This is a genomic window from Streptomyces incarnatus (assembly GCF_001027185.1).
Taxonomy (GTDB): domain Bacteria; phylum Actinomycetota; class Actinomycetes; order Streptomycetales; family Streptomycetaceae; genus Streptomyces; species Streptomyces puniciscabiei.
In genome coordinates this window covers 5,471,836-5,495,831 of record NZ_CP011497.1, presented here as the reverse complement: position 1 = coordinate 5,495,831, position 23,996 = coordinate 5,471,836, and the positions used below count along the sequence as shown (strand labels likewise).

Sequence of the window (23,996 nt, the reverse complement as noted above, 5' to 3'; positions counted from 1 at the left end):
ACCTCCGCGCAGATTAGACGGTTCGGGGATCGGGTCGCGTCGCCCTTTCTTCGCCTCCCTCGCTCAGACCGAACCGTTCGTGAACGCGCCGCAAAGGCCGGGGCGCCCACCAAGTGGCCCTCCCCGTCAGTCGCATGATCGCCGGTACCAGCAGGCTGCGGACCACCATCGCGTCCATCAGGACCGCCAGGGCGATGCCCAGGCCGAGCATCTTGGTGTTGGTCACCCGGGAGGTGCCGATGGCGACCATCACCACCGCGAGGATGACCGCCGCCGCGGTGATCAGCCCGCCGGTGCGCTGCAGTCCGTGCCGCACCGCCGCGTCGTGGTCGCCCGTGCGGTCGTACTCCTCCTTGATGCGGGAGAGCAGGAACACGCCGTAGTCCATGGAGAGCCCGAAGGCCACGCAGAACATCAGCACGGGCAGGGTGGTCTCGATGGAGCCGGAGCTGGTGAAGCCGAGCGCACCGGAGAGGTGGCCGTCCTGGAAGACCCAGACCACGGCACCGAACATCGCGGTCAGGCTGAGCGCGTTGAGCACCACGGCCTGCACGGGTATCAGCACGCTCCCGGTGAGCAGGAAGACCAGCAGGAGCGTGACGACGGCGATGAACGCGGCGGCCCACGGCAGGCACTGGGATATCGCGTGCTTGGTGTCGACGAGGACGGCGGCCGTGCCGGTCACCTTGGCGTCGAAGGGGGCGTGCAGCGCGCGCAGATCGCCGACCAGGCGCTGGGCCGGGTCGTCGACGGCCTCGCCCCTCGGCTGCACCGCGAAGTAGGCGGCATCGCCCTTGACCAGCGGGCCGTCGACGCGGGCCACCTCGGGCAGGGCGGCCACCTGCTGCTTGTAGGCGGCGTACTGACCGGCGGTGGCCCTGCCCTCGGCGAGGATCTCGAGACCACCGCCGGGACTGCCCGGGAAGCCCTCGCGGATGTGCTCCTGCACCACGTGGGACTCGGCGGTCGAGGGCAGCTGACGGTCGTCGGCGGTGCCGAACTTCACGCCGAGGAAGGGCAGTCCGAGCGTCACCAGCAGGACGGTGGTGCCGAGTGCGAACAGCGGAGCCCGGCGCATCACCAGGCCTGCGGCGCGGGCCCAGGTGGTCCCGGTGGGCGGCTCGGCGGAATCCGGGTCGCGGCGTCGGCGGAACAGACGCCGCAGGTCCAGGGCGTTGACCCGATGGCCGAGCAGGACCAGCGCGGCCGGGAGCAGGATCAGGGCGGCGGCCGCGGCGAGCAGGACCACGGCGATGCCGGCGTAGGCGAAGGACCGCAGGAAGTACTGCGGGAAGACCATCATGGCGGCCAGGGACACCGCGACCGTGAGGGCGGAGAACAGGACCGTGCGCCCGGCGGTGCGCAGGGTCGCGCCGACCGCCGTCAACGGGTCGGCGCCCGTGGACAGTTCCTCGCGGAAGCGGCGGACTATGAACAGCGCGTAGTCGATGGCCAGGCCCAGGCCGAGGGCCGTGGTGAGGTTGAGCGCGAAGACGGAGACGTCGGTGAAGGCCGTCAGGCCGCGCAGGACGGCGTTGGTGCCGAGGATGGCGACGATGCCGATGCCGAGCGGCAGCAGGGCGGCGATCGCGCTGCCGAAGACCATGACCAGCAGCACCAGCGTGATCGGCAGGGCGATCATCTCGGCGCGGGCCAGGTCCTCCTTGATGATCGTCTGCATCTCGTGCCGGACCGCGACGATGCCGCCGACCCTCACCCGGACCGGGCCGTGCGTGCCCCGGTAGTGCGGGGCGAGCCGGTCGAGGGTCCTGCCCATCGCGTTGTCGTCGCCCGTGATGCGGGCGGCGATCAGCGCCTCGTGGCCGTCCTTGGCGCGCAGGGCCGGTGATCCGCTCTGCCAGTAGGAGCCGATGCCGGTCACGCCCTTCTCCCCCGCCAGGCGGCCGGCCAGGTCGCGGGCCTCGGCGGCGACCGCCGGATCGTCGACCGAGGCGCGGCCCGAGTCGACCAGGAGCAGCAGGTTCGGCTGGGAGCCGGGGAACTCGCGCTCCAGGGCCTTGGTGGCGTACGTCGACTCGGCGGCCGGGTCCTCCCAGCCACCGCTGCCGAGACGGTCCGCGACCCCGCTGCCGGCGAACACGGCGAGCGCGGTGAGCACCAGGGCCACGAGGAGCGACAGGCGGGGGCGGGCGGTCACGAAGCGGGTGTAGCGGCCGGGGCGCGGCGGAGCCCCGGCCGACGCGCCATCCCGCGCCCCAGCCGACGCGCCGTCCCGCGCCTCGTCCGGTGCCCCGGTCGGCGCCCCCTCCCGCGCCTCGTCCGACGCCCCGGTGGGCGCCCCGTCCCGCGCCTCGTCCGGCGCTCCGCCGGGCGCTTCCCCAGGGGCTCCCCCCGGGGCTTCCCCGGGCGCCCCCTTCCCCGTCCGCGGTGGCGTGTTGACTTCGGTCATCGTGCGGTGTCCCCTCCACCGTGACCCATGGCCGTGCAAGCAGGGAGCATGGGTCGCTCATTGGCCATAGACTGGCAAACACGAGACATCGCTCGCGTTTCTCAAGAATGCGAGCGACCACTCGTGTTTGTCAATCACGTTCGGAGAGCTGGGGATACCGCGTGCCCGACCACCCGCAGACACAGAAGGAGCAGCCGCGTCGCCGGCAGGCCCGCGGGGAGCGCCGTATCGCCCAGCTGCTGGAGGCGGCCGCCCGGGTCTTCTGCACCACCGGCTACACCGCCGCCAGCACCAACGCCATCGCCCGCGAGGCCGGCGTCTCGCCGGGCACGCTCTACCAGTTCTTCCCGAACAAGGAGGCGATCGCGATCGAGCTGGGCGACCGGCTCGTCCACGAGATGCGGGATACCTACGGCGAGGCGCTGGCCCCCGTCGACCCCGCGACCCCGCTGGAGGAGGCCATCGGTGCCGCCATCGACCGGTTCATGGCCTTCAACACCGAGCACCCGGTGTTCTTCGCGCTGATGCACGGCCCCGACATCCCGGGCCGGATGGCCGAGACCCACGACCAGCTGCACACCACGCTGATCGGCCGGATCGAGGACCTGCTCGGCTCCCTCATGCCCGGTGCCGCCCCGGCCGACGTCACCCGCACGGCGCACATCTGCCTCGGCGTCTACAAGGCCGGCCTGGAACTGGTCCTCGCCCACGAGGGCGCCGAACGCGCGGCCTATGTCCAGGAGATCAAGAACGTCCTGGTCCGCTACCTGCACCCCCTGGTGGGCGACCGGCTCGGCCGCGGGTGATCCGCCCGGACTGCGGCCCTGGGCGCATCTGCCTAGAGTGCGGATGAATCGCCCAGCCGCTGTCCGAGGGGACTCCCTTGAGCCACTCCCCGCCTCCCGGCACACCCAGGGCCCGCATCCCCGGCCCGCAGCAGCCGCCACCGCCGTACCCCCGTATCTCCGCGGGCCTGTGGCGGCGCTGTCTGGGCGGGGGGCTCGCCCTGTGGGTGCTGACCGCGTGGGTCACGTACGAGACGCGCAGCAGCGTGCTGCTGCCGACGCTGATCCTGCTCGGCAGCTTTCTGGTACCGGTGGCCTTCGTGCTGTGGGCGTACGAGCGGCACGGCCGTGACCTCGGGGTCAGCGCGATCCTCGGCTGTTTCCTGGCCGGCGGGACCCTCGGCGTGCTCGGCGCCTCGCCCGCGGGGTCGTATCCGCTGGGCTCCTCACCGGCGGTGGTCGTCGGCGTCGGCCTGGTCGAGGAGGCCGCCAAGCTCGGGGCGCTGGTGTTCGCCCTGCGCCGGCAGCCGGCCGTGCGCGGACTGCGCGCCGGGCTGGTGCTCGGCGCGGCCGTCGGCTTCGGCTTCGCCGCCCTGGAGAGTGCCGGGTACGCCGTCGACGCGGCCGTCTCCACCCAGGGCATCGACCTGCGGACCCTCCTGGAGACGGAGATCCTGCGCGGACTGCTCGCCCCCTGCGGGCACGGGCTGTGGACCGCGATCGCCGGTGGCGTGCTGCTGTCCCGGCGCCGCCTGAACGGTTGCTTCCGCTTCTCGGCGCCGGTCGCCGGCACCTGGCTGGGCGTGTCCCTGCTGCACGCACTGTGGGACTCCACGCACGGCGTCGCGCTCTGGGTGGTCGCCCGGCTGACCGGCACCGGACCGGCGGGCCGGCTGTTCTCGCCGGGGTACCTCGTCAGGCCGAGCGCCGCACAGGAGCACCTGTTCACGCTGTTCTCGGTCGGCGGACTGGCGTTGGTGTCGCTGGCCGGGGTCGGGTGGATGCGGTCGCTGGCGCGCCGGGACCCCCCTTGGTGAGGTACCCCCTAGGGGTATAGTGTGAGAAGCGTGGGGTTCGCTCGCGGGCCCCATCGGCCCCACCCGCCTCGACGAGGAGTAACGACATGACCGCCCACACCGACACCCCGGGCTCCGTCACCACCGTCTACAAGGTGACCGGCATGAGCTGCGGCCACTGCGAAGGCTCCGTCTCCGGCGAGATCTCCCAGCTCCCCGGCGTCAGCTCGGTGAAGGCCGTCGCGTCCACCGGCGAGGTGACCGTGGTCTCCGCGGCCCCGCTGGACGACGAGGCCGTGCGCGCCGCCGTGGACGAGGCCGGCTTCGAGCTGGCCGGCCGGGCCTGAACGTTCCCTCACTCCCTCATTCCCCGACCGGCCGTGCCGACCAGCTGATACTGGCTCCGTACGGTCCGGTCCGATGTCTGGAGTCCGGACATGACCAGCACCACCGCAGAGACGGCCATAACCCCTGGCGAGACCTCCGGCGTAGAGCTGCTCATCGGCGGGATGACCTGCGCCTCGTGCGCCGCCCGCGTGGAGCGGAAGCTCAACCGCATGGAGGGCGTCAGCGCCACCGTCAACTTCGCCACCGAGAAGGCGAAGGTCACGTACGGCGCGGGCGTCCGGGTCGCCGACCTGATCGCCACCGTGGAGAGGACCGGCTACACCGCCGAGGAGCCGGCACCGCCGGAGCCCGCACCGGAGGCGTCCACAGAGGCCTCCGAGCGGGCCGGCGGGCACGATGCCGAACTCGGCGCCCTGCGGCACCGCCTGCTCGTCTCCGCGCTGCTCGCCGCGCCCGTGGTGCTGCTCGCGATGGTCCCCGCGCTGCAGTTCGACGCCTGGCAGTGGCTCTCCCTGACGCTCGCCGCGCCGGTCGTCGTCTGGGGCGGTGCCCCCTTCCACCGGGCCGCCTGGACCAACCTGCGGCACGGCGCCGCCACCATGGACACCCTGGTCTCGGTCGGCACGCTGGCCGCGTTCGGCTGGTCGCTGTGGGCCCTGTTCTTCGGTACCGCGGGCGCGCCCGGGATGCACGACGAGTTCCGCCTCACCCCCGGAGCGGCAGCGACTGATGCAACGGCGCGGATGGACGGCGCCTCCACCATCTACCTGGAGGTCGCCGCCGGAGTCGTCGCGCTGATCCTGCTCGGCCGCTATCTGGAGGCCCGCTCCAAGCGGCGCGCGGGCGCGGCCCTGCGGGCACTGATGGAGCTGGGCGCCAAGGACGTGGCGGTGCTGCGGGACGGGCGTGAGGTGCGGGTTCCGGTGGCGGACCTGGCCGTCGGCGACCGGTTCGTCGTACGGCCCGGCGAGAAGATCGCCACCGACGGCACGGTGATCGAGGGCGTCTCCGCGGTGGACGCGGCCATGCTGACCGGCGAGTCGGTGCCGGTGGACGTCGGCCCGGGCGACCGGGTCACCGGCGCCACGGTCAACGCGGGCGGCCGGCTCGTCGTCGAGGCGACCCGGGTCGGCGCCGACACCCAGCTGGCCCGGATGGCGAGGCTGGTGGAGGACGCGCAGAACGGCAAGGCCGAGGTGCAGCGGCTCGCCGACCGGATCTCCGCGGTGTTCGTGCCCGCCGTCATCCTCGTCGCGCTGGGCACCTTCGGCGTCTGGCTGGCCGTCACCGGCGACACGGTCGCCGCGTTCACCGCCGCCGTCGCCGTCCTGATCATCGCCTGCCCCTGCGCGCTGGGCCTGGCCACGCCGACCGCGCTGATGGTCGGCACCGGGCGCGGCGCCCAGCTCGGCATCCTGATCAAGGGCCCCGAGGTGCTGGAGTCCACCCGCCGCGTCGACACCGTCGTCCTCGACAAGACCGGCACCGTCACCACCGGCCGGATGACCCTCCAGGCGGTGTACGTCGCCGACGGCGAGGACGAGAAGGAGCTGCTGCGGCTCGCCGGCGCCCTGGAGCACGCCTCCGAGCACCCCGTCGCCCGCGCGATCGCCGCCGGAGCCGAAGAGCGATCCGGCGCCCTGCCGCCGGTCGAGCACTTCGAGAACGTCCCCGGGCGGGGCGTACGGGGGCGCGTGGACGGCTGCGAGGTGGCCGTGGGGCGCCTCTACGACGATCTCCCCGAGGACCTGGCCCGCCTGGCGGCCGAGGCCGAGCGGGAGGGCCGTACGGCCGTGGTGGCCGGCTGGGACGGACGGGCGCGCGGGGTTCTCGCCGTCGCCGACGCGGTCAAGGAGACCAGCGCCGAGGCGGTGCGCGAACTGCGTGCGCTGGGCCTCAGGCCGGTGCTGCTCACCGGGGACAACCGCACGGTCGCCGAGGCGGTCGCGCGGAGGATCGGCATCGAGCCCTCGGACGTGTTCGCCGAGGTGCTGCCCGAGGACAAGGTGGACGTCGTACGACGGCTGCAGCGCGAGGGGCGGACCGTGGCGATGGTCGGCGACGGCGTGAACGACGCGGCCGCGCTGGCCACCGCCGACCTGGGCCTCGCCATGGGCACCGGCACGGACGCGGCGATCGAGGCCGGCGACCTGACCCTGGTCCGCGGGGACCTGCGGGTCGCGGCCGACGCCATCCGGCTGTCCCGGCGGACGCTGGCCACCATCAAGGGCAACCTGGTGTGGGCCTTCGGCTACAACGTGGCCGCGCTGCCGCTGGCCGCCGCGGGACTGCTCAACCCGATGATCGCCGGCGCCGCGATGGCCTTCTCCTCGGTCTTCGTGGTGACCAACAGCCTGCGGCTGCGCCGCTTCCGCTGAAGTCCCAGGAGGTTACCGGCGGTTCGCCGCAGCTGAAGTAAGAGACCCTCTAGAGTCCGGCGCGAGCCTCACATAAGCTCTTCACAAGGCTCGCGCGTCATCCTTACGCTTGGACCCCGATCGCTGTATCGGGGCTCTTGCGCACCTAAAGGACATATGCAAGAGACGCAGATCACAGTGATGCGAACGTAACCATCGAAGGGGTTCGAAGGTCTAAGTTGGCGATGTCAGACCAGCGTCTTGGGGGGCGCCGGCTGGCATCTGGGGATGTCTTGGGGGACTTCCTCAGAGATGCGTTGCCGGGGCACGCGCGCCGGGAAGCTTTGAGCGGCCCTCCCAGCGTGTGGTGTCCCGGCAGATCGCAGACGTGTCACTGGAGCAGGACGAGTTTTGCTCATTCTGCTCAACGACAGCGATTCAGGCGCTGTCCTCTCCGAGCGCCCGGCCGGATCCCGTGGGGGGAATCCGCACCGGGACATGGGAAGGCGCCCTGGTCGTCGGCCCGTGGGGGGACCGGCGCCAGGGCGCCTTCCGCTTGTGTGTCTGCTGTGCGTCCACGGCTACGACGGCGCCGCCGGCCTTCTCCCGCAGCGAGGGGCACCAGCGAAGCGGCGCCCCTCCACCGGCAGGTGTCAGCGCTCCTCGACCGGGACGAAGTCACGCAGCTCCACGCCCGTGTAGATCTGGCGCGGGCGGCCGATGCGGGAGCCGGGCTCCTTGATCATCTCGGTCCACTGGGCGATCCAGCCCGGCAGCCGGCCGAGGGCGAACAGGACCGTGAACATCTCGGTCGGGAAGCCCATGGCCCGGTAGATCAGACCGGTGTAGAAGTCCACGTTCGGGTACAGCTTGCGCTCGACGAAGTAGTCGTCGGACAGCGCGTGCTCCTCCAGCTTCAGGGCGATGTCGAGGAGCTCGTCCTCCTTGCCCAGCGCGGAGAGCACGTCGTGCGCGGCGGCCTTGATGATCTTGGCGCGGGGGTCGAAGTTCTTGTAGACCCGGTGGCCGAAGCCCATCAGACGGACGCCGTCCTCCTTGTTCTTCACCTTGCGGATGAAGGTGTCGACGTCGGAGCCGGAGTCGCGGATGCCCTCGAGCATCTCCAGCACGGACTGGTTGGCGCCGCCGTGCAGCGGGCCCCACAGGGCGCTGATGCCGGCCGAGATCGACGCGAACATGTTGGCCTGCGAGGAGCCGACCAGGCGGACCGTCGAGGTCGAACAGTTCTGCTCGTGGTCGGCGTGCAGGATCAGCAGCTTGTCCAGCGCGGCGACGACGACCGGGTCCAGCTCGAACTCCTGCGCCGGGACCGAGAAGGTCATGCGCAGGAAGTTCTCGACGTAGCCGAGGTCGTTGCGCGGGTAGACGAACGGGTGGCCGATCGACTTCTTGTACGCGTACGCCGCGATCGTCGGCAGCTTGGCGAGCAGCCGGATCGTGGAGAGGTCGCGCTGCTTCTCGTCGAACGGGTTGTGGCTGTCCTGGTAGAAGGTGGACAGCGCCGAGACGACCGAGGACAGCATGGCCATCGGGTGGGCGTCGCGCGGGAAGCCCTTGTAGAAGTTCTTGACGTCCTCGTGCAGCAGGGTGTGCCGCGTGATGTCGTTCTTGAACGTCGAGAGCTCGTCGACGGTGGGCAGCTCACCGTTGATCAGCAGGTACGCCACCTCGAGGAAGGTGGAGCGCTCCGCCAGCTGCTCGATGGGGTAGCCGCGGTAGCGGAGGATGCCCGCCTCGCCGTCGAGGTAGGTGACCGCGGATTTATAGGCGGCCGTGTTGCCGTACCCGCTGTCCAGGGTCACCAGCCCGGTCTGGGCGCGGAGCTTCCCGATGTCGAAGCCCTTGTCGCCGACGGTGCTGTCGACCACCGGGTAGGTGTACTCGCCGTCGCCGTACCGCAGTACTACAGAGTTGTCGCTCACGTCTTCCCTCACCGACGTAGTGCCTCATCTTCGAGGTGCCCTGACTGTCTCTACCATCCCCCATTTGGCTCAGGAGAGTGCACTCGGGGTCGACCATTGGGCCTATTGGCGGCACTCAGTGCCGCCAACCTGCTCATCCTGCCCCCTCCGAACGGCATCTGGAAGTGCTCTGTGACCTTCACGACTCATTTGATCGATCATTTTTTGTGATGCGGGTCCCAGCACCTGCTCAGCAGCAGGTCAGGAGCCGTGCAGCCGGAAGTCCAGTGCCGTGCAGCGCCGTCCCGCGGACACCGTGCGCACCGCCTGTCCGATCGCCTTGCGTGAACCGACGAGGACGACCAGCCGTTTGGCCCGTGTCACCGCCGTGTACAGCAGGTTCCGCTGCAGCATCATCCATGCCCCGGTCGTGACGGGAATCACCACAGCGGGATATTCACTGCCCTGCGAGCGGTGGATGGTCACCGCGTACGCATGGGCCAGTTCGTCCAGTTCGTCGAACTCGTACGGAACCTCCTCGTCCTCGTCCGTCAGCACCGTGAGCCGCTGGTCGACCGGATCGAGCGAGGTGACGACACCCACGGTGCCGTTGAAGACACCGTTCTTCCCTTTCTCGTAATTGTTGCGAATCTGGGTGACCTTGTCGCCGACACGGAAGACCCGGCCGCCGAACCGCTTCTCGGGCAGATCGGGCCGGCCGGGCGTGATGGCCTGCTGGAGCAGCCCGTTCAGCACCCCGGCCCCGGCCGGCCCCCGGTGCATGGGGGCCAGTACCTGCACGTCCCGGCGCGGATCGAGCCCGAACCTGGCCGGAATCCGCCGGGCGGCCACGTCCACGGTGAGCCGCCCGGCCTCCTCCGTGTCGTCCTCGACGAAGAGGAAGAAGTCCTTCATCCCGTCGGTGAGCGGATGCTGCCCCGCGTTGATCCGGTGTGCGTTGGTGACCACGCCGGACTGCTGGGCCTGCCGGAAGACCCGGGTGAGCCGGACGGCGGGGAGGGGACTGCCGTCGGCGAGCAGGTCGCGCAGGACCTCGCCGGCACCGACGCTGGGCAGTTGGTCGACGTCACCGACGAAGAGCAGATGGGCGCCGGGCGGCACGGCTTTGACCAGTTTGTTGGCGAGCAGCAGATCGAGCATGGAGGCCTCGTCGACCACGACCAGATCGGCGTCGAGCGGCCGGTCCCGGTCATAGGCGGCGTCCCCGCCGGGCTTCAGCTCCAGCAGCCGGTGGACGGTGGAGGCCTCGGCGCCGGTCAGCTCGGACAGGCGCTTGGCGGCACGCCCGGTGGGCGCGGCGAGCAGCACCTTGGCACGCTTGGCCCGGGCCAGCTCCACGATCGAGCGGACGGTGAAGGACTTGCCGCAGCCGGGTCCGCCGGTGAGCACGGCGACCTTCTCGGTGAGCGCGAGCTTGACGGCGGCCTCCTGCTCCGGGGCGAGCTCGGCGCCGGTACGGCCTTTCAGCCAGCCCAGGGCCTTGTCCCACGCCACGTCCTGGAACCCCGGCATCCGGTCCTGGTCCGTGCGCAGGAGGCGGAGGAGCTGGGCGGAGAGGGAGAGCTCGGCACGGTGGAAGGGCACCAGGTAGACGGCGGTGACGGGTTCGGAGGCGTCCCCGTCCGGCCCGGGCACCTTCTCCCGTACGACACCGGGGTCGCCGTCGTCCTCCGGTGGCTGGGCCAGCTCGGCGAGGCACTCGATGACAAGCCCGGTGTCGACGGCGAGCAGCTTCACCGCGTCGGAGATCAGCTGCTCCTCGGGGAGGAAGCAGTGGCCCTGGTCGGCGGACTGGGACAAGGCGTACTGCAGCCCGGCTTTCACCCGCTCCGGGCTGTCGTGCGGGATGCCGACGGACTGGGCGATCTTGTCGGCGGTGAGGAAGCCGATGCCCCAGACGTCGGCGGCCAGGCGGTACGGCTGCTCCTTGACGACCTGGATCGACGCGTCGCCGTACTTCTTGTAGATGCGCACGGCGATGGACGTGGACACCTCGACCGTCTGCAGGAAGAGCATGACCTCCTTGATCGCCTTCTGCTCCTCCCAGGCCTCGGCGATCTTCTTGGTCCGCTTCGGCCCGAGCCCCGGCACCTCGATCAGCCGCTTCGGTTCCTCCTCGATGATCCGGAGGGTGTCCAGCCCGAAGTGCTGGGTGATCCGGTCGGCGAACACCGGTCCGATGCCCTTGACGAGACCGGAACCGAGGTAACGCCGGATGCCCTGGACGGTGGCGGGCAGGACGGTCGTGTAGTTCTCGACGTGGAACTGCTTGCCGTACTGGGGATGGGACCCCCAGCGCCCCTCCATCCGCAGGGACTCCCCGACCTGGGCACCGAGCAGCGCACCGACGACCGTGAGCAGGTCACCGCCGCCCCTGCCGGTGTCCACCCGGGCGACGGTGTATCCGTTCTCCTCGTTGGCGTACGTGATCCGTTCCAGGACACCACTGATTTCACAAACGCCTTGGCGGCTGCTCTGCCCGGAGTCATCTCCCCTGCCTGACACGGTCCCACCTGCCCTTCCGGCGTCTGCGATGCCTGCGAGGCTACCGCCCGCCACTGACAGAGCAGGCCGTGATCGTCCGAAGTGATCCGCAGGGGGAACGCCCCTGCGAGCAGGACCACTGGGACTCTGAGATGACTCCGGTCCTGGAGGCCGGACAGGGAACCAACGACCAGGCGTTGGAGCGTCCAGGCTGCCACGGTGGTGCATGACTCATGGGCGTGAGTGTGGACGTGAATGACTTACTGGAGCTGGCCCTGGCGGTCCTGCTCGGATCAAGTGCTGGTTTGTACGCGCGTCACAGGTTCAAAAAGGGCAAGCACTTCTCCGCGGTCCAGTTGCAGGAGTTCGCGGACGGCATGCGCCGCGAGTTGTTCGAGCGTGCCGGGGCGTCGGACAAGTGGGTCGACATGACCGACTACCTGGAGGAACAGCCCTACTACCCAGGACACTGGTTCCTCGCCACGTACCGGATCCTGTTCAAGTCCGGCATCGTCGCCACGCCGAATCCGCGGATTCAGCGTGGCGGCGGTTTCAGGATGCGGCTTTCCCCCAAAGGAATTGAAGAAGCGAGAATGGAGCGCTTGATGGCTGCGGCTGAAGAGCCTCGAACGGTCAGGAACTACCAGGCAGGCGTCATCCAGATCGGTGACCAGAACCAAGCCAGTCATGTGAATGCCCACTTCGGCGCTGATCCAAGTCCGCTGCTTGCCCAGCTCGTCACCGCGCTGGTCACCGTGTCTCGGAACACGACCGTGCAGCCGCAGCTGCGCGAAGCGGCCGAGCAGGCGGCCGCAGATCTGCAAACAGCGGATGAGTCCCGCCTTCCCCTGATCCTGGAGCGCGTGCGCGGGATCGCCAGCGTGGCCGCCACCGGGTTCGAGGCAGTCCGGCCGATCCTGGACGCGATCACCGGCTGAGACGAAGCACCGGAGGCCAATCACCTCCCCTGTGGCAGGTCAGGCGCGTGGAGCACCCGGTGGGCACGAGCCGGGCCCGCCCAGGACCCCGGAGGGCACCAGCGGGGCACCGGGGAGCCCGCCCGCCCACGAAGACTCCCCCCACCGCATCGACCCACGCACAGTCAACTCCCTTGCCCCGCCTGCCCGGTAATCTTGGTCCGGTGAGCGATCCCGCACCCATGGAGCCGCCGGACGTGCTCACCGCGCTCGGCGTCTCCTTCCGGCTGTATGAGCATCCCGGTGTGGTGGAACCCGTCGAGGTGTGTGCCGCGCTGGGCGTTCCGCTGGAGCGGACCGTGAAGACCCTGGCCTTCGTCACCCCGGAGGACCGGCTGCTGCTGGCGGCGCTGCCCGGTCATGCGCGGCTGCGGTACGGGCCACTGGCCCGGGCCGCCGGGATGCGCCGTGCTGACCTGGTCCCCGCCGACGCCGGGCGGCTGGCGCGGGCCGGCATGCGGCCCGGTGGGGTGTGTCCCGTGTCGACGGAGGCGGGCGTGCTGGTCGTGTTCGATGCGGCCGTAAGCGGTCTGGGGCGTGTGTACTGCGGCAGCGGGCGGGCCGACCGGAGTGTCGAGATCGACGCCGGGGCGCTCGTCGCGGCCGTCCCGGCTGCCGTCACGGCGCCGATCGGGGACGTGTCCAGGGACGTGTCCAGGGTCAAGCCCAGCGACGGGCCTAGCGGCGAGTCCAGCGGCGCGCCCGCCGTCGAGCGCGCGTGAACATCCGCGCCGCCGTCCCCGCCGACGCCGATGACGTCTACCGGCTCCTCAGCGGGTTCGTGACCAGCTACCGGCCCGAGCGTGGCCTCTTCGACCGCGTCACCTTTCCTCGTGTTCTCGATGCCGCCGCGAGCGGCGGTGCCGAGTTCCTGGTCGCCCAACAGAAGGTGCGTGTGGTCGGGTACGTCCTAGGGCTGCGCCTGCCCACCCTTTTCGCCGGCCGGACCGTCCTGGAGGTGCTGGAACTCGCCGTCGACGCGCCCTTGCAGGGGCGCGGTACGGGTTCCGCGCTCATCCGCAAGAAGGTGGAAGCGACGGTGAACGTACCGGTAAAGGTACCGGTGAAGGTGGTCACGAAGGACAACGTGGCCGGCTTCAGCGGCTGACGACGGGCGACGTGGGCGGGCGGTCGTCCACCATGGACACCCAGGGGACACCCGGTATGGGTCACCATGGTGGCGGCCGCCCGCCCGGGGTCGTCTCTCAGGGAGTCAGGGGAGTCAACTGATGTATGACTACGACCTGTTGGTCGTGGGTTCGGCCAATGCCGACCTGGTGATCGACGTCGAGCGGCGACCGGCCGCCGGTGAGACGGTGCTCGGCGGCGACCTGGCCGTCCACCCGGGCGGCAAGGGCGCCAACCAGGCCGTCGCCGCCGCCCGGCTCGGCGCGGACACGGCCCTGCTGGCCCGGGTCGGCGACGACGGTCACGGCCGGCTCCTGCTGGACTCCCTGCACGCGGCGGGCGTCGACACGGTCGGCGTGCTGGTGGGCGGGGCGCCGACGGGCGTCGCGCTGATCACCGTGGACCCCTCCGGCGACAACAGCATCGTGGTGTCGCCGGGCGCCAACGCCCGGCTCACCCCGGCGGACGTCCGGGCGGCCATCAGCCTGTTCCTCGCCTCGCGGGTGGTGTCGGCGCAGCTGGAGATCCCGCTGGAGACGGTCGTGGAGGTCGTACGGAACCTGTCCCCGGACAACCGCTTCGTGCTGAACCCCTCCCCGCCCCGGCCGCTGCCCACGGAGGTGCTCGCGGCCTGCGACCCGCTGATCGTCAACGAGCACGAGGCCCGGGTGATCCTCGGCGGGGCCTGTGTGAGCGAGGACCCGGCGGACTGGGCGCGGCTGCTGCTGGCCAAGGGGCCGCGCTCGGTGGTGGTGACGCTGGGCGCGGAGGGGGCGCTGGTGTGCGACTCCTCCGGTGTGACGCGGGTGGCGCCAGTGAAGGTGGACGCGGTGGACACGACGGGTGCCGGGGACGCGTTCACGGCCGCGCTGGCCTGGCGGCTGGGCACCGGATCCTCTCTGGCCGAGGCGGCGGCCCATGCGGCCCGGGTGGGCGCGGCGGCCGTGACGAAGCGGGGCGCGCAGGAGTCGTATCCGACGGCGGAGCAGGTCGAGGCGCTGTGCCGTGCTGTCCCGGGGGACGCGGCATCCGACAGCGGCTCCGCCGCGCGCCGGACTCCCGGCCGGGGGCCGGACCAGGCGCCCGGAGCGTCGGGGCGAGGCGATTCGTAGGGAAGAAGGCGGGGATCCTCAACCGCCGCCTCTCCGGGGCGCCGGCCGGGCTGGGGCACGGGGACGGGGTGCTGGTGTGCGACGCGGGCATGCCGATCCCGGACGGGCCGCGCGTGGTGGACCTGGCGTTCCGCGCCGGGGTGCCGTCGTTCGCGGAGGTCGTGGACGGGCTGCCGGCCGAGCTGGTGGTGGAGGGCGCCACGGCGGCGGAGGAACTGCGGGGCCGCAACCGGGCCCTGCTGGAGGCCCACTTCCCGGGGCTGTCCCTGGTCCCGCACGAGCGCCTGAAGGACCTGTCGACGAGCGCACGGCTGGTCGTCCGCATGGGCGAGGCCCGGCCGTACGCGAACGTGCTGCCGCGGTGCGGGGTGTTCTTCCAGGCCCCGTCCGGGATGTTTCGAGGGGGCGGCCCCGGCCCGTCGACCTGGGCCGCCCCCTCGGCTTTCCCCTCCGTACCAGAGCCCCGTGAATCCCCCCCGGGTCCCCTCCCGGGCTCTGATGACAGATACGACACCCGGATCGCCAGAAGGGTTGCACGCGTTCGCAAGATTTTCTCCGGGCGGCGGAGGACGATCCCGTCAGCCCCGAAGGCCGCGGAACGCCTCGGGGGTCGCCCAGCCGCGCAGGGGCAGCCAAGGCGAGTGCCTTGAAGTCGCCCGCGGACACGCCACCGTCCCAGTCCGCGACAGCAAAGCCGTGACCGGGCCGGCCCTGCTCTTCGCGGCCGACGGCCGGCAGTTGTTCGTGTCCGGCGTCCGGGACGGGCGGATCGGCAAGGACACCAAGCCCTGCGAGTACAAGCTCAGGCACGGCGAAGCCCGGCCCGCCCGGTGCGTCGGATCGAAGCTGGGTTCACGGGATTGAGCCGTGGTTACTGGAATGCCCTGTGGAAACGGTCCGCCGTCTCCGCCAGTACCTCCCGGCCGTCGCGTGCCCACAGGCCCTCGTTGAACAGTTCGACCTCGATCGGGCCCGTGTAGCCGGCCGCCTCCACGTGACTCCGCCACTCGCGCATGTCGATCGCGCCGTCGCCGATCTGGGCGCGGCCGTTCAGGACGCCCTCCGGCAGCGGGGTCGTCCAGTCGGCCAGTTGGAAGGCGTGGATACGGCCGGCCGCCCCGGCCCGGGCGATCTGCGCGGGGGCCTGGTCGTCCCACCAGATGTGGTACGTGTCCACCGTGACGCCCACTTGGCGAGCCGGGAAGCGTTCGGCGAGGTCCAGGGCCTGGGCCAGCGTGGACACCACGCAGCGGTCGGAGGCGTACATGGGGTGCAGGGGCTCGATGGCCAGGCGGACCCCGTGCGCCTCGGCGTACGGCGCCAGCTCGGCCAGGGCGTCGGCGATGCGTTCGCGCGCCGCCCGCAGGTCCTTGCTGCCGGGCGGGAGGCCACCGGAGACCAGGACCAGGGTGTCGGTGCCGAGGGTGGCCGCTTCGTCCACCGCGCGCCGGTTGTCCGCCAGTGCCGCCGCCCGCTCCTCCGGGTCGATCGCCGTGAAGAAGCCGCCCCGGCACAGCGTCGTCACCGTCAGGCCCGCGTCCCGCACCAGTTTCGCCGCCGCCTCCAGGCCGTACTCCTGGACCGGCTCGCGCCACAGGCCCGCCTGGCTCACCCCCAACTGGCCGCAGGCATCGACAAGTTCAGGCAACGACAGCTGCTTCACCGTCATCTGGTTGATGCTGAAGCGCGCGAGACCGGTCGTCATTGGTCCACCCCGTACAGCGACAGAAGGGTCTTCATGCGCTCCTCGGCCAGCTTCGGGTCCGGGAACAGGCCCAGGCGGTCGGCGAGTTCGTAGGCGCGGGCCAGGTGCGGCAGGGAGCGGGCCGACTGCAGGCCGCCGACCATGGTGAAGTGCGACTGATGGCCCGCGAGCCAGGCCAGGAGGACCACGCCGGTCTTGTAGAAGCGGGTGGGGGGCTGGAAGAGGTGGCGGGAGAGCTCGACGGTCGGGTCCAGCAGCTCCCGGAAGCCCGCCGTGTCCCCCGTGTCCAGCACCCGTACCGCCTCGGCCGCCAGCGGGCCCAGGGGGTCGAAGATGCCGAGCAGGGCGTGGCTGAAGCCCTGGTCGTCGCCCGCGATCAGCTCCGGGTAGTTGAAGTCGTCGCCGGTGTAGCAGCGGACCCCGCGCGGCAGCCGGCGGCGCAGCCCGATCTCCCGCCCCGCGTCCAGCAACGACACCTTGATGCCGTCCACCTTGTCCGGGTGGGCGGCGATGACCTCGAGGAACGTCTCCGTCGCCGCGTCGAGGTCGGCCGAGCCCCAGTAGCCCGCCAGTGCCGGGTCGAACATCGGGCCCAGCCAGTGCAGGATCACCGGCTCGGCGGACTGGCGCAGGAGGTGGCCGTAGATCTCCAGGTAGTCCTCGGGGCCCTTCGCCGCGGAGGCGAGCGCGCGCGACGCCATGAGGATGGCCTGGGCGCCCGACTCCTCCGCCACCGCGAGCTGTTCCTCGTAGGCCGCGCGGATCTCCGGCACGGTGCCGGCCGTGATCTGGTCGGTGCCGACCCCGCAGGCGATCCGGCCGCCCACGCCGCGCGCCTCCGCCGCCGACCGGCGGATCAGCTCGGCCGCGCCCGCCCAGTCCAGGCCCATGCCGCGCTGGGCGGTGTCCATCGCCTCGGCGACGCCGAGCCCGTGGGACCACAGGTGGCGGCGGAAGGCGAGGGTGGCGTCCCAGTCGACGGCGGCGGGCGAGTCGGGGGACACGTCGGCGTACGGGTCGGCGACGACGTGGGCCGCCGAGAAGACCGTACGGGAGGTGAAGGGGGTGCCCGGGGAGAGGAGCAGCGGCTCGGTGCGGGGCTCGTACGTTCGCAACTCGCCCTGTCCGTCGGGGAGTCGGATGGTCACAGCGCGATCTCCGGTACGTCGATGCGGCGGCCCTCGGCCGAGGACCTCAGGCCCAGCTCGGCGAGCTGGACGCCACGGGCGCCGGCCAGCAGGTCCCAGTGGTACGGGGTGTCGGCGTGGACGTGCTTGAGGAACAGCTCCCACTGGGCCTTGAAGCCGTTGTCGAAGTCGCCGTTGTCCGGGACCTCCTGCCACTGGTCGCGGAAGACCTCGGTGGCCGGGACGTCCGGGTCCCAGACCGGCTTGGGCGTCGCCGAGCGGTGCTGGACGCGGCAGGTGCGCAGGCCCGCCACCGCGGAGCCCTCGGTGCCGTCCACCTGGAACTCCACCAGCTCGTCGCGGTTGACGCGGACCGCCCAGGAGGAGTTGATCTGGGCGATGGTGCCGCCCTCCAGCTCGAAGATGCCGTAGGCGGCGTCGTCCGCCGTCGCGTCGTAGGGCTTGCCCTGTTCGTCCCAGCGCTGCGGGACGTGGGTGGTGGCGAGGGCCTGGACGGACTTCACCCGGCCGAACAGTTCGTGCAGGACGTATTCCCAGTGCGGGAACATGTCGACAACGATGCCACCGCCGTCCTCGGCGCGGTAGTTCCAGGAGGGGCGCTGGGCGGGCTGCCAGTCGCCCTCGAACACCCAGTAGCCGAACTCGCCCCGGACGGAGAGGATCCGGCCGAAGAAGCCGCCGTCGACGAGCCGCTTCAGCTTCAGCAGGCCCGGCAGGAAGATCTTGTCCTGGACGACGCCGTGCTTGACGCCCTTCTCCTGTGCCAGGCGGGCCAGTTCCAGGGCGCCCGCCAGGCCCGTCGCCGTCGGCTTCTCGGTGTAGACGTGCTTTCCGGCGGCGATCGCCTTCCTGACGGCCTCCTCGCGGGCGGAGGTGACCTGGGAGTCGAAGTAGATGTCGACACTGTCGTCCGCGAGGACCGCGTCGACGTCCGTCGAGACGTGCTCCAGGCCGTGCCGTTCGGCGATCTCCCGCAGGGCGTGCTCGCGGCGGCCGAGCAGGATCGGCTCCGGCCACAGCACGGTGCCGTCGCCCAGGTCGAGGCCGCCCTGGTCGCGCAGGGCGAGGATCGACCGGACGAGGTGCTGGCGGTAGCCCATGCGCCCGGTCACGCCGTTCATGGCGATACGCACCGTCTTGCGTGTCACAACAGTCCCCTCTGTCCACACCAGCAGCAAGCGCTTTCTATCATTGAGAAGCTAGCCTCTGGACGGTGGTCCGGACAAGACCGTGTCCGCTTCGAGTTGTTCGAGGGGGCGAACAACCGGGGGCCATGGCTTTAAGGTCTGCTCGAAAGATTCTCGGAACCAGCAGCAAGGCCTGGCTGTCTACGAGGGCGTACGACACGATGCGCGACCGGAGGACGACGAGATGACGGTGACCCTGGCGGATGTGGCGGCCCGCGCTCAGGTCTCACCCGCGACGGTGTCGCGCGTGCTGAACGGCAACTATCCGGTGGCCGCCTCCACGCGCGAGCGGGTGCTGCGGGCGGTGGACGAGCTGGACTACGTCCTCAACGGCCCGGCGAGCGCCCTCGCGGCGGCCACCTCCGACCTGGTCGGCATCCTCGTCAACGACATCGCCGATCCCTTCTTCGGCATCATGGCAAGTGCCATTCAGGCCGAGATCGGGGGCGTCGGGGGCGGCCGGGCCGGCGGTGAGCGGCTCGCGGTGGTCTGCAACACGGGCGGTTCGCCGGAGCGTGAGCTGACGTATCTGACCCTGCTCCAGCGGCAGCGGGCGGCGGCCGTGGTGCTGACCGGCGGGGCCGTGGAGGACGCGCCGCACGCGGCGGCGGTCGCGGCGAAGCTGCGCAAGCTCGCCGAGGCCGGGACCCGGGTGGTGCTGTGCGGGCGGCCGCCGGCGCCGGACACCGACGCCGTCGCGCTCACCTTCGACAACCGGGGCGGCGCCCGCCGGCTCTCCGAGCACCTGCTCGGCCTGGGCCACCGCCGCCTCGGCTACATCGCGGGCCCGGAGGAGCGTACGACGACCCGGCACCGGCTGGAGGGCCATCGGGCGGCCCTCGAGGCGGCGGGCGTCGAGGAGGACCCGCGCTGGACGGTGCACGGCCGCTACGACCGGCAGTCGGGGTACGAGGCCACGCTGGAGCTGCTGCGCCGCGACCCGTCCCTGACCGCCGTGGTCGCCGCGAACGACTCCGTCGCGCTGGGGGCGTGCGCGGCCCTGCGGGACTCCGGGCTGGGGATTCCCGAGGACGTGTCGGTCGCCGGGTTCGACGACCTGCCGTTCAGCGTGGACGCGGTGCCCGCGCTGACGACCGTGCGGCTGCCGCTCGCGGAGGCCGGGGCGCGGGCCGGGCGCATCGCCATGGGGCGGGAGGAACCCCCGCCCGGGGGTGTGGCGAGCGTCCGGGGCGAGTTGATGGTGCGGGGGTCCTCAGGGGTGCCCCGGTCAGCCGGGAAGTGACCGCCCCAGCAGCGACAGCGCAGCGTGCCCGCGCTGACGACCGTGCGGCTGCCGCTCGCGGAGGCCGGGGCGCGGGCCGGGCGCATCGCCATGGGGCGGGAGGAACCCCCGCCCGGGGGTGTGGCGAGCGTCCGGGGCGAGTTGATGGTGCGGGGGTCCTCAGGGGTGCCCCGGTCAGCCGGGAAGTGACCGCCCCAGCAGCGGCAGCGGTGCCTCGCCGCGCCTGCGGTCGTGGTACCAGCGCCTGCCGGTGTCGTAGGCCCGGCGGGCCCTGCGTACGGCGGAGATCTGGGTGGCGAGGTGGACCTGGTAGCGCCACGGGCTCTGGTGGCCCTGGCGCACCGACATGGCGTAGGCGAAGGAGACCGGGTCGCGGTCCAGGTAGTCGTCCACGCGCTCGAACCAGGCCATGCTGGAGCGCGCGCCCGCCTGGACGGTGTGCAGTTCGGCGCGGCGGTGCTCGTCGTACGCACGCAGTGCCGCCCGTGGATCGGCGTAACGCGAGAGGCTGTGGGCCAGCACGATCGCGTCGATCATCGCGAGCCGGGTCCCCGACCCGAGCGTGAAGTGGGTGGTGTGCGCGGCGTCGCCGGCCAGGACGACGTTGCCGTCGACCCAGGTCCGGTTGGTGAGGTGCTGGAAGCGCTGCCACTTCGCCGGTTCGCCGCGTGATCTGCTGATCAGGGAGCCGCCGTCGAGGGCGCGGTGGAAGATCTTCTCCAGCAGGGGCACGGCGTCCTCGGGGTCGAGCGTGTCCAGGCCCAGGCCCTGCCAGGTCCGCGGCGAGCACTCCACGATGCAGGTGCTGATCCGCCCCTTGATCGACGGGTAGGCGTGGAACCAGATCCAGCCCGCGGGGGTCTCCTCGAAGTCGAACACGAAGCTCTCGAACTGCCGGTCCGTGCCGAGCCAGATGTAGGGGTTGCGGCCCGTCTCCACCGTGGTGCCGAAGCGCTCGGCGCGGCTGGCCCGGATCCGGCTGCCCGCCCCGTCGGCGGCCAGGATCAGGTCGGCCTCCGGCAGGTCGGCGGGGTCGGCGAGCCACTCCCCGTGCCGGACCTCGACACCGAGCGAGCGTGCGCGGCGGGTCAGGATGTCCAGCAGGGCGGCGCGGCCCATGCTGTAGCCGTAGCCGCCGAAGTACGCGGTGCCGTCGTGCCGGCTGCCGTGCACCCGGATCTCCTGGTCCTGCCAGAGCACCGAGCCGGCGCTCACCGCGCGGGCGCTCTCGGGGTCGTTGGCGTGCAGGATGTCCAGCAGGTCGTTCCAGTACACGACGCCCCAGCCGTACGTCGCCTCCGGCGGGTCCCGCTCGATCACCGTGATCTGATGGCCGGCGTCCCGCAGTTTCGCGGAGATCGCGAAGTACAGCCCGGCCGGGCCTCCACCCACGCAGACGATCCTCATCCGGTACCTCCGTCGTCAGGACCACATCGGACACATCGGAACATCACTTCTGCCAGGGCTTGCGGCACATGGATCCGGGTGCCCGTGGGGTCGGGCACCCGGAGTCCACCCTTCGTTTTTGTTTGTCAGGGGTGGCGATCAGTGCTGGTGCTCAGCAGCCCCAGCCGCCGTCGCCCCAACCCCAGCCGCCTTCGTCTCCCCAGCCCCAGCCGCCGTGGTCGCCCCAGCCCCAGCCGCCGCCGTGGTCTCCCCAACCCCAGCCGCCGCCCCAGCCGCCTTCGTCTCCCCATCCCCAGCCGCCGCCGTCGTGGTGGTACGAGACGACGGTCTGCGGGGCAGCGGAGGTGGTGGCTGCGTGGGCGGCTCCGGCTCCGGCCGCGATGGCCAGGATCGGCGCCGAGCAGACTGCGATGGCCACTCTCTTGATTCGGGTGGTGTGCGCGCGCATGATGAGCCCCTCTCCGGAGGGTGTGATTGATTTTCCGGCGGCCTCGACGGGCCGTCCGCGTGCGCTCCAGAGCCTGCGCGTCGCCCTGTGCGCCGCCCGCCGCCCGCGATACGCGTTCCGGCGACGGACCGCCACTTCCCGAATAAAACGGACATAAGTGACGTTTCCCATTCAACGTACGACGCGATCCCGACGTAGTCAAAAGCAGGACTCGGTCCCGGGCTAAAGAACAGGCAAAGAACCGGACCCTGGTCCGGTCCGTCCAACGACCGTGCCCCGTAAGGACATTTCGTACGCCGCGACCCGGACCGTGGACGCGGACGGGCCGCGGGCCTAGGCTCTGAGGGACGGTATCTCTGACTGAGTCAAACATCCGGGGGCGATCATGACCGTCCAGGACGTCCGCGCCTTCAACCGCTTCTACACCGGCGTCATCGGCGCCCTTGATTACGGCCGCCATCTCTACGCCCCGTACACCCTCACCGAGTCCCGGGTGCTGTACGAACTCGCCCAGGCCCCGCATCTGGACGCGGCCGACCTGCGCGCCGCGCTCGACCTCGACGCGGGCTACCTGAGCCGGATCCTCAACAGGTTCGAGGACGCCGGGCTGCTCGAGCGCGGGCCCTCTCAGAGCGATCCGCGCCGGCGGCAGGTGCGGCTCACCGCGCGGGGCCGGGAGGCCGCGGCCCTGCTCGACGAGCGGGCCAGGGAGACGGTCGGGGCCATGCTCGACACCGTCGACCCGGCCGACCGGCCACGCCTGGCGGAGGCGATGCGGACCATCCGGGACATCCTCGGCGAGGGAGGCGACGCCCGCTCCGGCGAGGTCGTGCTGCGCGAACCGCGCCCCGGCGACCTCGGCTGGATCGTCCAGCGCAACGCGGCCCTGTACGCGGCGGAGTACGGCTGGAACGCCGACTACGAGGGACTGGTGGCCCGGATCGTCGCCGACTTCGCCGAGGACCACGACCCGCATCTGGAGCGGGTGTGGATCGCCGAGCGGGCCGGGCGCCCGGCCGGCTGTGTGATGTGCGTACGGGACGACGCGCCCGGTACCGCGCGGCTGCGGCTGCTGCTCGTCGAGCCGGAGGCACGCGGGCACGGCATCGGCGACCGGCTGGTGCGGGCCGTCATCGACTTCGCGCGCGGGGTCGGCTATCGCGACCTGGTGCTGTGGACCAACGACGTGCTCAGCGGCGCCCGCCGGATCTACCAGCGGCACGGCTTCGTCCTCGTCGCGGAGAAGCCGCACCGCTCCTTCGGCCAGGATCTCGTGGGTCAGGACTGGCGGCTGGATCTGCACGGATCGGGCGAATGACGTGGCACGCGCCGGGCCGGTGAGCGTCCCGCACCGGGCCGCGGACGAGTAGGGTCCGGCCCATGAAGCTGGCGTTCTCCACTCTCGGTGTCCCCGGCCTGCCCGTCCCCGACGTCCTGGCGCTCGCGACCGCGCACGGCTACCACGGCGTCGAACTGCGCGCCCACCCGGAGGAGCCGGTCCATCCCGGCCTCTCCCCCGCCGAACGCGCCGCGGTCGCGGCCGGGTTCAAGGAGGCCGGCGTCGAGGTGCTGGGCCTCGCCGGGTACGCGCGTGTCGCCGCGCCCGGCGACGACGGGCCCGTACTGGTGGAGATCCGGGACCTCCTGCACCTCGCCCACGACCTGGGCGCGCCCCACGTCCGGGTCGTCCCCGGCGCCGACCCCGACCGCCCCCTAGAGGAGTCCGACGCGCTGGCCGCCCGGCGGCTCGGCACCGCCGCGGAGGACGCGGCCGCGCTGGGGGTGCGGATCCTGCTGGAGACGCATGACTCGCATCGCACCGGTGCCGACGCGATCCGGGTGCTGGGCCCGGTCGGACACCGGCAGGTCGGTGCGCTGTGGGACGTCATGCACACCTGGCTGGGCGGCGAGCAGCCCGCCGACACGTACGCGGCGCTCGCTCCGCATCTGGGGTACGTGCAGGTCAAGGACATCGCGTCGGCCCAGGACACGGCGCCGCTGCCGCTGGGCTCGGGGGTGCTTCCGCTCACCGAGTGCGTGGACGTGCTGTGCCGGCACGGGTGGGACGGGTGGCTGTGCTGGGAGTACGAGAAGCGGTGGTATCCGGCTGCCGCCCCGCTCGAGGGGTTGCTGGGGGCGGGGCGGGAGCACTTGCTGAGGCTGCTGGATGAGGCGGCGTAGGCGGGGTGGACGGGCGGCTACTGGCTCGGGGCTGCGCCGCCATTGCCGAGTGCGGGTCCAGTGTGGTTTCTCGCGCCGTTCCCCGCGCCCCTTGCGGGGCGCTGTCCCTGGCCCCCT

General features: G+C 71.6%; 20 protein-coding genes and 2 pseudogenes. 14 read left to right on the top strand and 8 right to left on the bottom strand.

Translation table 11 applies throughout. The features are described 5' to 3' along the window. Positions 1–13: 13 nt before the first annotated feature. Positions 14–2,158, bottom strand: a complete 2,145-nt coding sequence (locus tag ABB07_RS24760) for an MMPL family transporter (protein ID WP_208900772.1) — start codon at positions 2,156–2,158, stop codon at positions 14–16. Between the two features lie 413 nt (positions 2,159–2,571). Here ABB07_RS24760 and ABB07_RS24755 point away from each other — a divergent pair, with 413 nt between their 5' ends. From ABB07_RS24755 to ABB07_RS24740, 4 genes are all read left to right on the top strand, one after another. Next, a complete protein-coding gene (locus tag ABB07_RS24755) occupies positions 2,572–3,216 on the top strand; it encodes a TetR/AcrR family transcriptional regulator (protein ID WP_244189501.1) in 645 nt (214 codons plus the stop codon). Between the two features lie 77 nt (positions 3,217–3,293). Beyond that, the gene (locus ABB07_RS24750) at positions 3,294–4,232 is read left to right on the top strand and encodes a PrsW family glutamic-type intramembrane protease (protein WP_208900770.1); all 939 of its coding nucleotides are present in this window, start codon (positions 3,294–3,296) and stop codon (positions 4,230–4,232) included. Positions 4,233–4,318: 86 nt separating this feature from the next. Then, entirely contained in the window at positions 4,319–4,558 is a 240-nt protein-coding gene (locus ABB07_RS24745) for a heavy-metal-associated domain-containing protein (protein WP_208900769.1), read from the top strand. Between the two features lie 90 nt (positions 4,559–4,648). Beyond that, positions 4,649–6,937, top strand: a complete 2,289-nt coding sequence (locus ABB07_RS24740; protein ID WP_208900768.1) for a heavy metal translocating P-type ATPase — start codon at positions 4,649–4,651, stop codon at positions 6,935–6,937. Positions 6,938–7,569: 632 nt separating this feature from the next. Here ABB07_RS24740 and ABB07_RS24735 read toward each other — a convergent pair. Next, positions 7,570–8,859: a citrate synthase gene (locus tag ABB07_RS24735; protein WP_208900767.1), complete on the bottom strand. Its 1,290-nt coding sequence runs from the start codon at positions 8,857–8,859 to the stop codon at positions 7,570–7,572. 240 nt (positions 8,860–9,099) lie between these two features. Further along, a complete protein-coding gene (recD2, locus tag ABB07_RS24730; RefSeq protein WP_482268818.1) occupies positions 9,100–11,364 on the bottom strand; it encodes an SF1B family DNA helicase RecD2 in 2,265 nt (754 codons plus the stop codon). A gap of 212 nt (positions 11,365–11,576) precedes the next feature. On the opposite strand from recD2, the gene ABB07_RS24725 reads away from it, so the two are divergent. The 6 genes and pseudogenes from ABB07_RS24725 (at position 11,577) to ABB07_RS42035 (ending at position 15,424) form a co-directional block, all read left to right on the top strand. Further along, positions 11,577–12,281, top strand: a complete 705-nt coding sequence (locus ABB07_RS24725; protein ID WP_208900766.1) for a hypothetical protein — start codon at positions 11,577–11,579, stop codon at positions 12,279–12,281. A 203-nt stretch (positions 12,282–12,484) separates the two neighbouring features. Next, positions 12,485–13,042 (top strand): aminoacyl-tRNA deacylase, encoded by a 558-nt coding sequence (locus tag ABB07_RS24720; RefSeq protein WP_208900765.1) that lies wholly within the window; start codon positions 12,485–12,487, stop codon positions 13,040–13,042. Further along, positions 13,039–13,428: a GNAT family N-acetyltransferase gene (locus ABB07_RS24715; RefSeq protein WP_208900764.1), complete on the top strand. Its 390-nt coding sequence runs from the start codon at positions 13,039–13,041 to the stop codon at positions 13,426–13,428. The genes ABB07_RS24720 and ABB07_RS24715 overlap by 4 nt, the downstream gene beginning before the upstream one ends. 121 nt (positions 13,429–13,549) lie before the next feature. Then, positions 13,550–14,560 carry a ribokinase gene (locus tag ABB07_RS24710; protein ID WP_208900763.1) on the top strand — a complete coding sequence of 337 codons (1,011 nt, stop codon included), beginning with the start codon at positions 13,550–13,552 and terminating at the stop codon, positions 14,558–14,560. Positions 14,561–14,574: 14 nt separating this feature from the next. Further along, positions 14,575–14,937 (top strand): annotated as a pseudogene (rbsD, locus tag ABB07_RS24705) (D-ribose pyranase); the annotation flags it as partial. A gap of 121 nt (positions 14,938–15,058) precedes the next feature. After that, entirely contained in the window at positions 15,059–15,424 is a 366-nt protein-coding gene (locus tag ABB07_RS42035) for a DUF397 domain-containing protein (protein WP_208900762.1), read from the top strand. A 7-nt stretch (positions 15,425–15,431) separates the two neighbouring features. Here the strand turns inward: ABB07_RS42035 and ABB07_RS24695 are convergent, their stop codons facing one another. The 3 genes from ABB07_RS24695 to ABB07_RS24685 are packed head-to-tail and all read right to left on the bottom strand — an operon-like array spanning position 15,432 to position 18,561. After that, positions 15,432–16,265, bottom strand: a complete 834-nt coding sequence (locus tag ABB07_RS24695) for a sugar phosphate isomerase/epimerase family protein (protein WP_208900761.1) — start codon at positions 16,263–16,265, stop codon at positions 15,432–15,434. Further along, positions 16,262–17,413: a dihydrodipicolinate synthase family protein gene (locus ABB07_RS24690; protein WP_208900760.1), complete on the bottom strand. Its 1,152-nt coding sequence runs from the start codon at positions 17,411–17,413 to the stop codon at positions 16,262–16,264. The genes ABB07_RS24695 and ABB07_RS24690 overlap by 4 nt, the downstream gene beginning before the upstream one ends. After that, a complete protein-coding gene (locus tag ABB07_RS24685; protein WP_208900759.1) occupies positions 17,410–18,561 on the bottom strand; it encodes a Gfo/Idh/MocA family protein in 1,152 nt (383 codons plus the stop codon). The genes ABB07_RS24690 and ABB07_RS24685 overlap by 4 nt, the downstream gene beginning before the upstream one ends. A 223-nt stretch (positions 18,562–18,784) precedes the next feature. Between ABB07_RS24685 and ABB07_RS24680 the strand changes: the two genes are divergently transcribed. Both ABB07_RS24680 and ABB07_RS40985 read left to right on the top strand, forming a co-directional pair. Then, positions 18,785–19,843, top strand: coding sequence for a LacI family DNA-binding transcriptional regulator (locus tag ABB07_RS24680; RefSeq protein WP_208900758.1), 1,059 nt, complete (start codon positions 18,785–18,787; stop codon positions 19,841–19,843). A gap of 21 nt (positions 19,844–19,864) precedes the next feature. After that, positions 19,865–20,032: pseudogene (locus tag ABB07_RS40985) on the top strand (LacI family transcriptional regulator); the annotation flags it as partial. Here ABB07_RS40985 and ABB07_RS24675 read toward each other — a convergent pair. After that, complete coding sequence (locus tag ABB07_RS24675; protein ID WP_208900757.1) at positions 20,018–21,235, bottom strand: FAD-dependent monooxygenase; 1,218 nt, start codon at positions 21,233–21,235, stop codon at positions 20,018–20,020. The pseudogene ABB07_RS40985 and the gene ABB07_RS24675 overlap by 15 nt on opposite strands. A gap of 166 nt (positions 21,236–21,401) precedes the next feature. Continuing rightward, positions 21,402–21,668 (bottom strand): hypothetical protein, encoded by a 267-nt coding sequence (locus tag ABB07_RS24670; protein WP_208900756.1) that lies wholly within the window; start codon positions 21,666–21,668, stop codon positions 21,402–21,404. A 415-nt stretch (positions 21,669–22,083) separates the two neighbouring features. On the opposite strand from ABB07_RS24670, the gene ABB07_RS24665 reads away from it, so the two are divergent. Both ABB07_RS24665 and ABB07_RS24660 read left to right on the top strand, forming a co-directional pair. Further along, complete coding sequence (locus ABB07_RS24665) at positions 22,084–23,016, top strand: bifunctional helix-turn-helix transcriptional regulator/GNAT family N-acetyltransferase (protein WP_208900755.1); 933 nt, start codon at positions 22,084–22,086, stop codon at positions 23,014–23,016. Between the two features lie 62 nt (positions 23,017–23,078). Then, a complete protein-coding gene (locus ABB07_RS24660) occupies positions 23,079–23,879 on the top strand; it encodes a sugar phosphate isomerase/epimerase family protein (RefSeq protein WP_208900754.1) in 801 nt (266 codons plus the stop codon). The last annotated feature ends 117 nt before the right edge of the window (positions 23,880–23,996 follow it).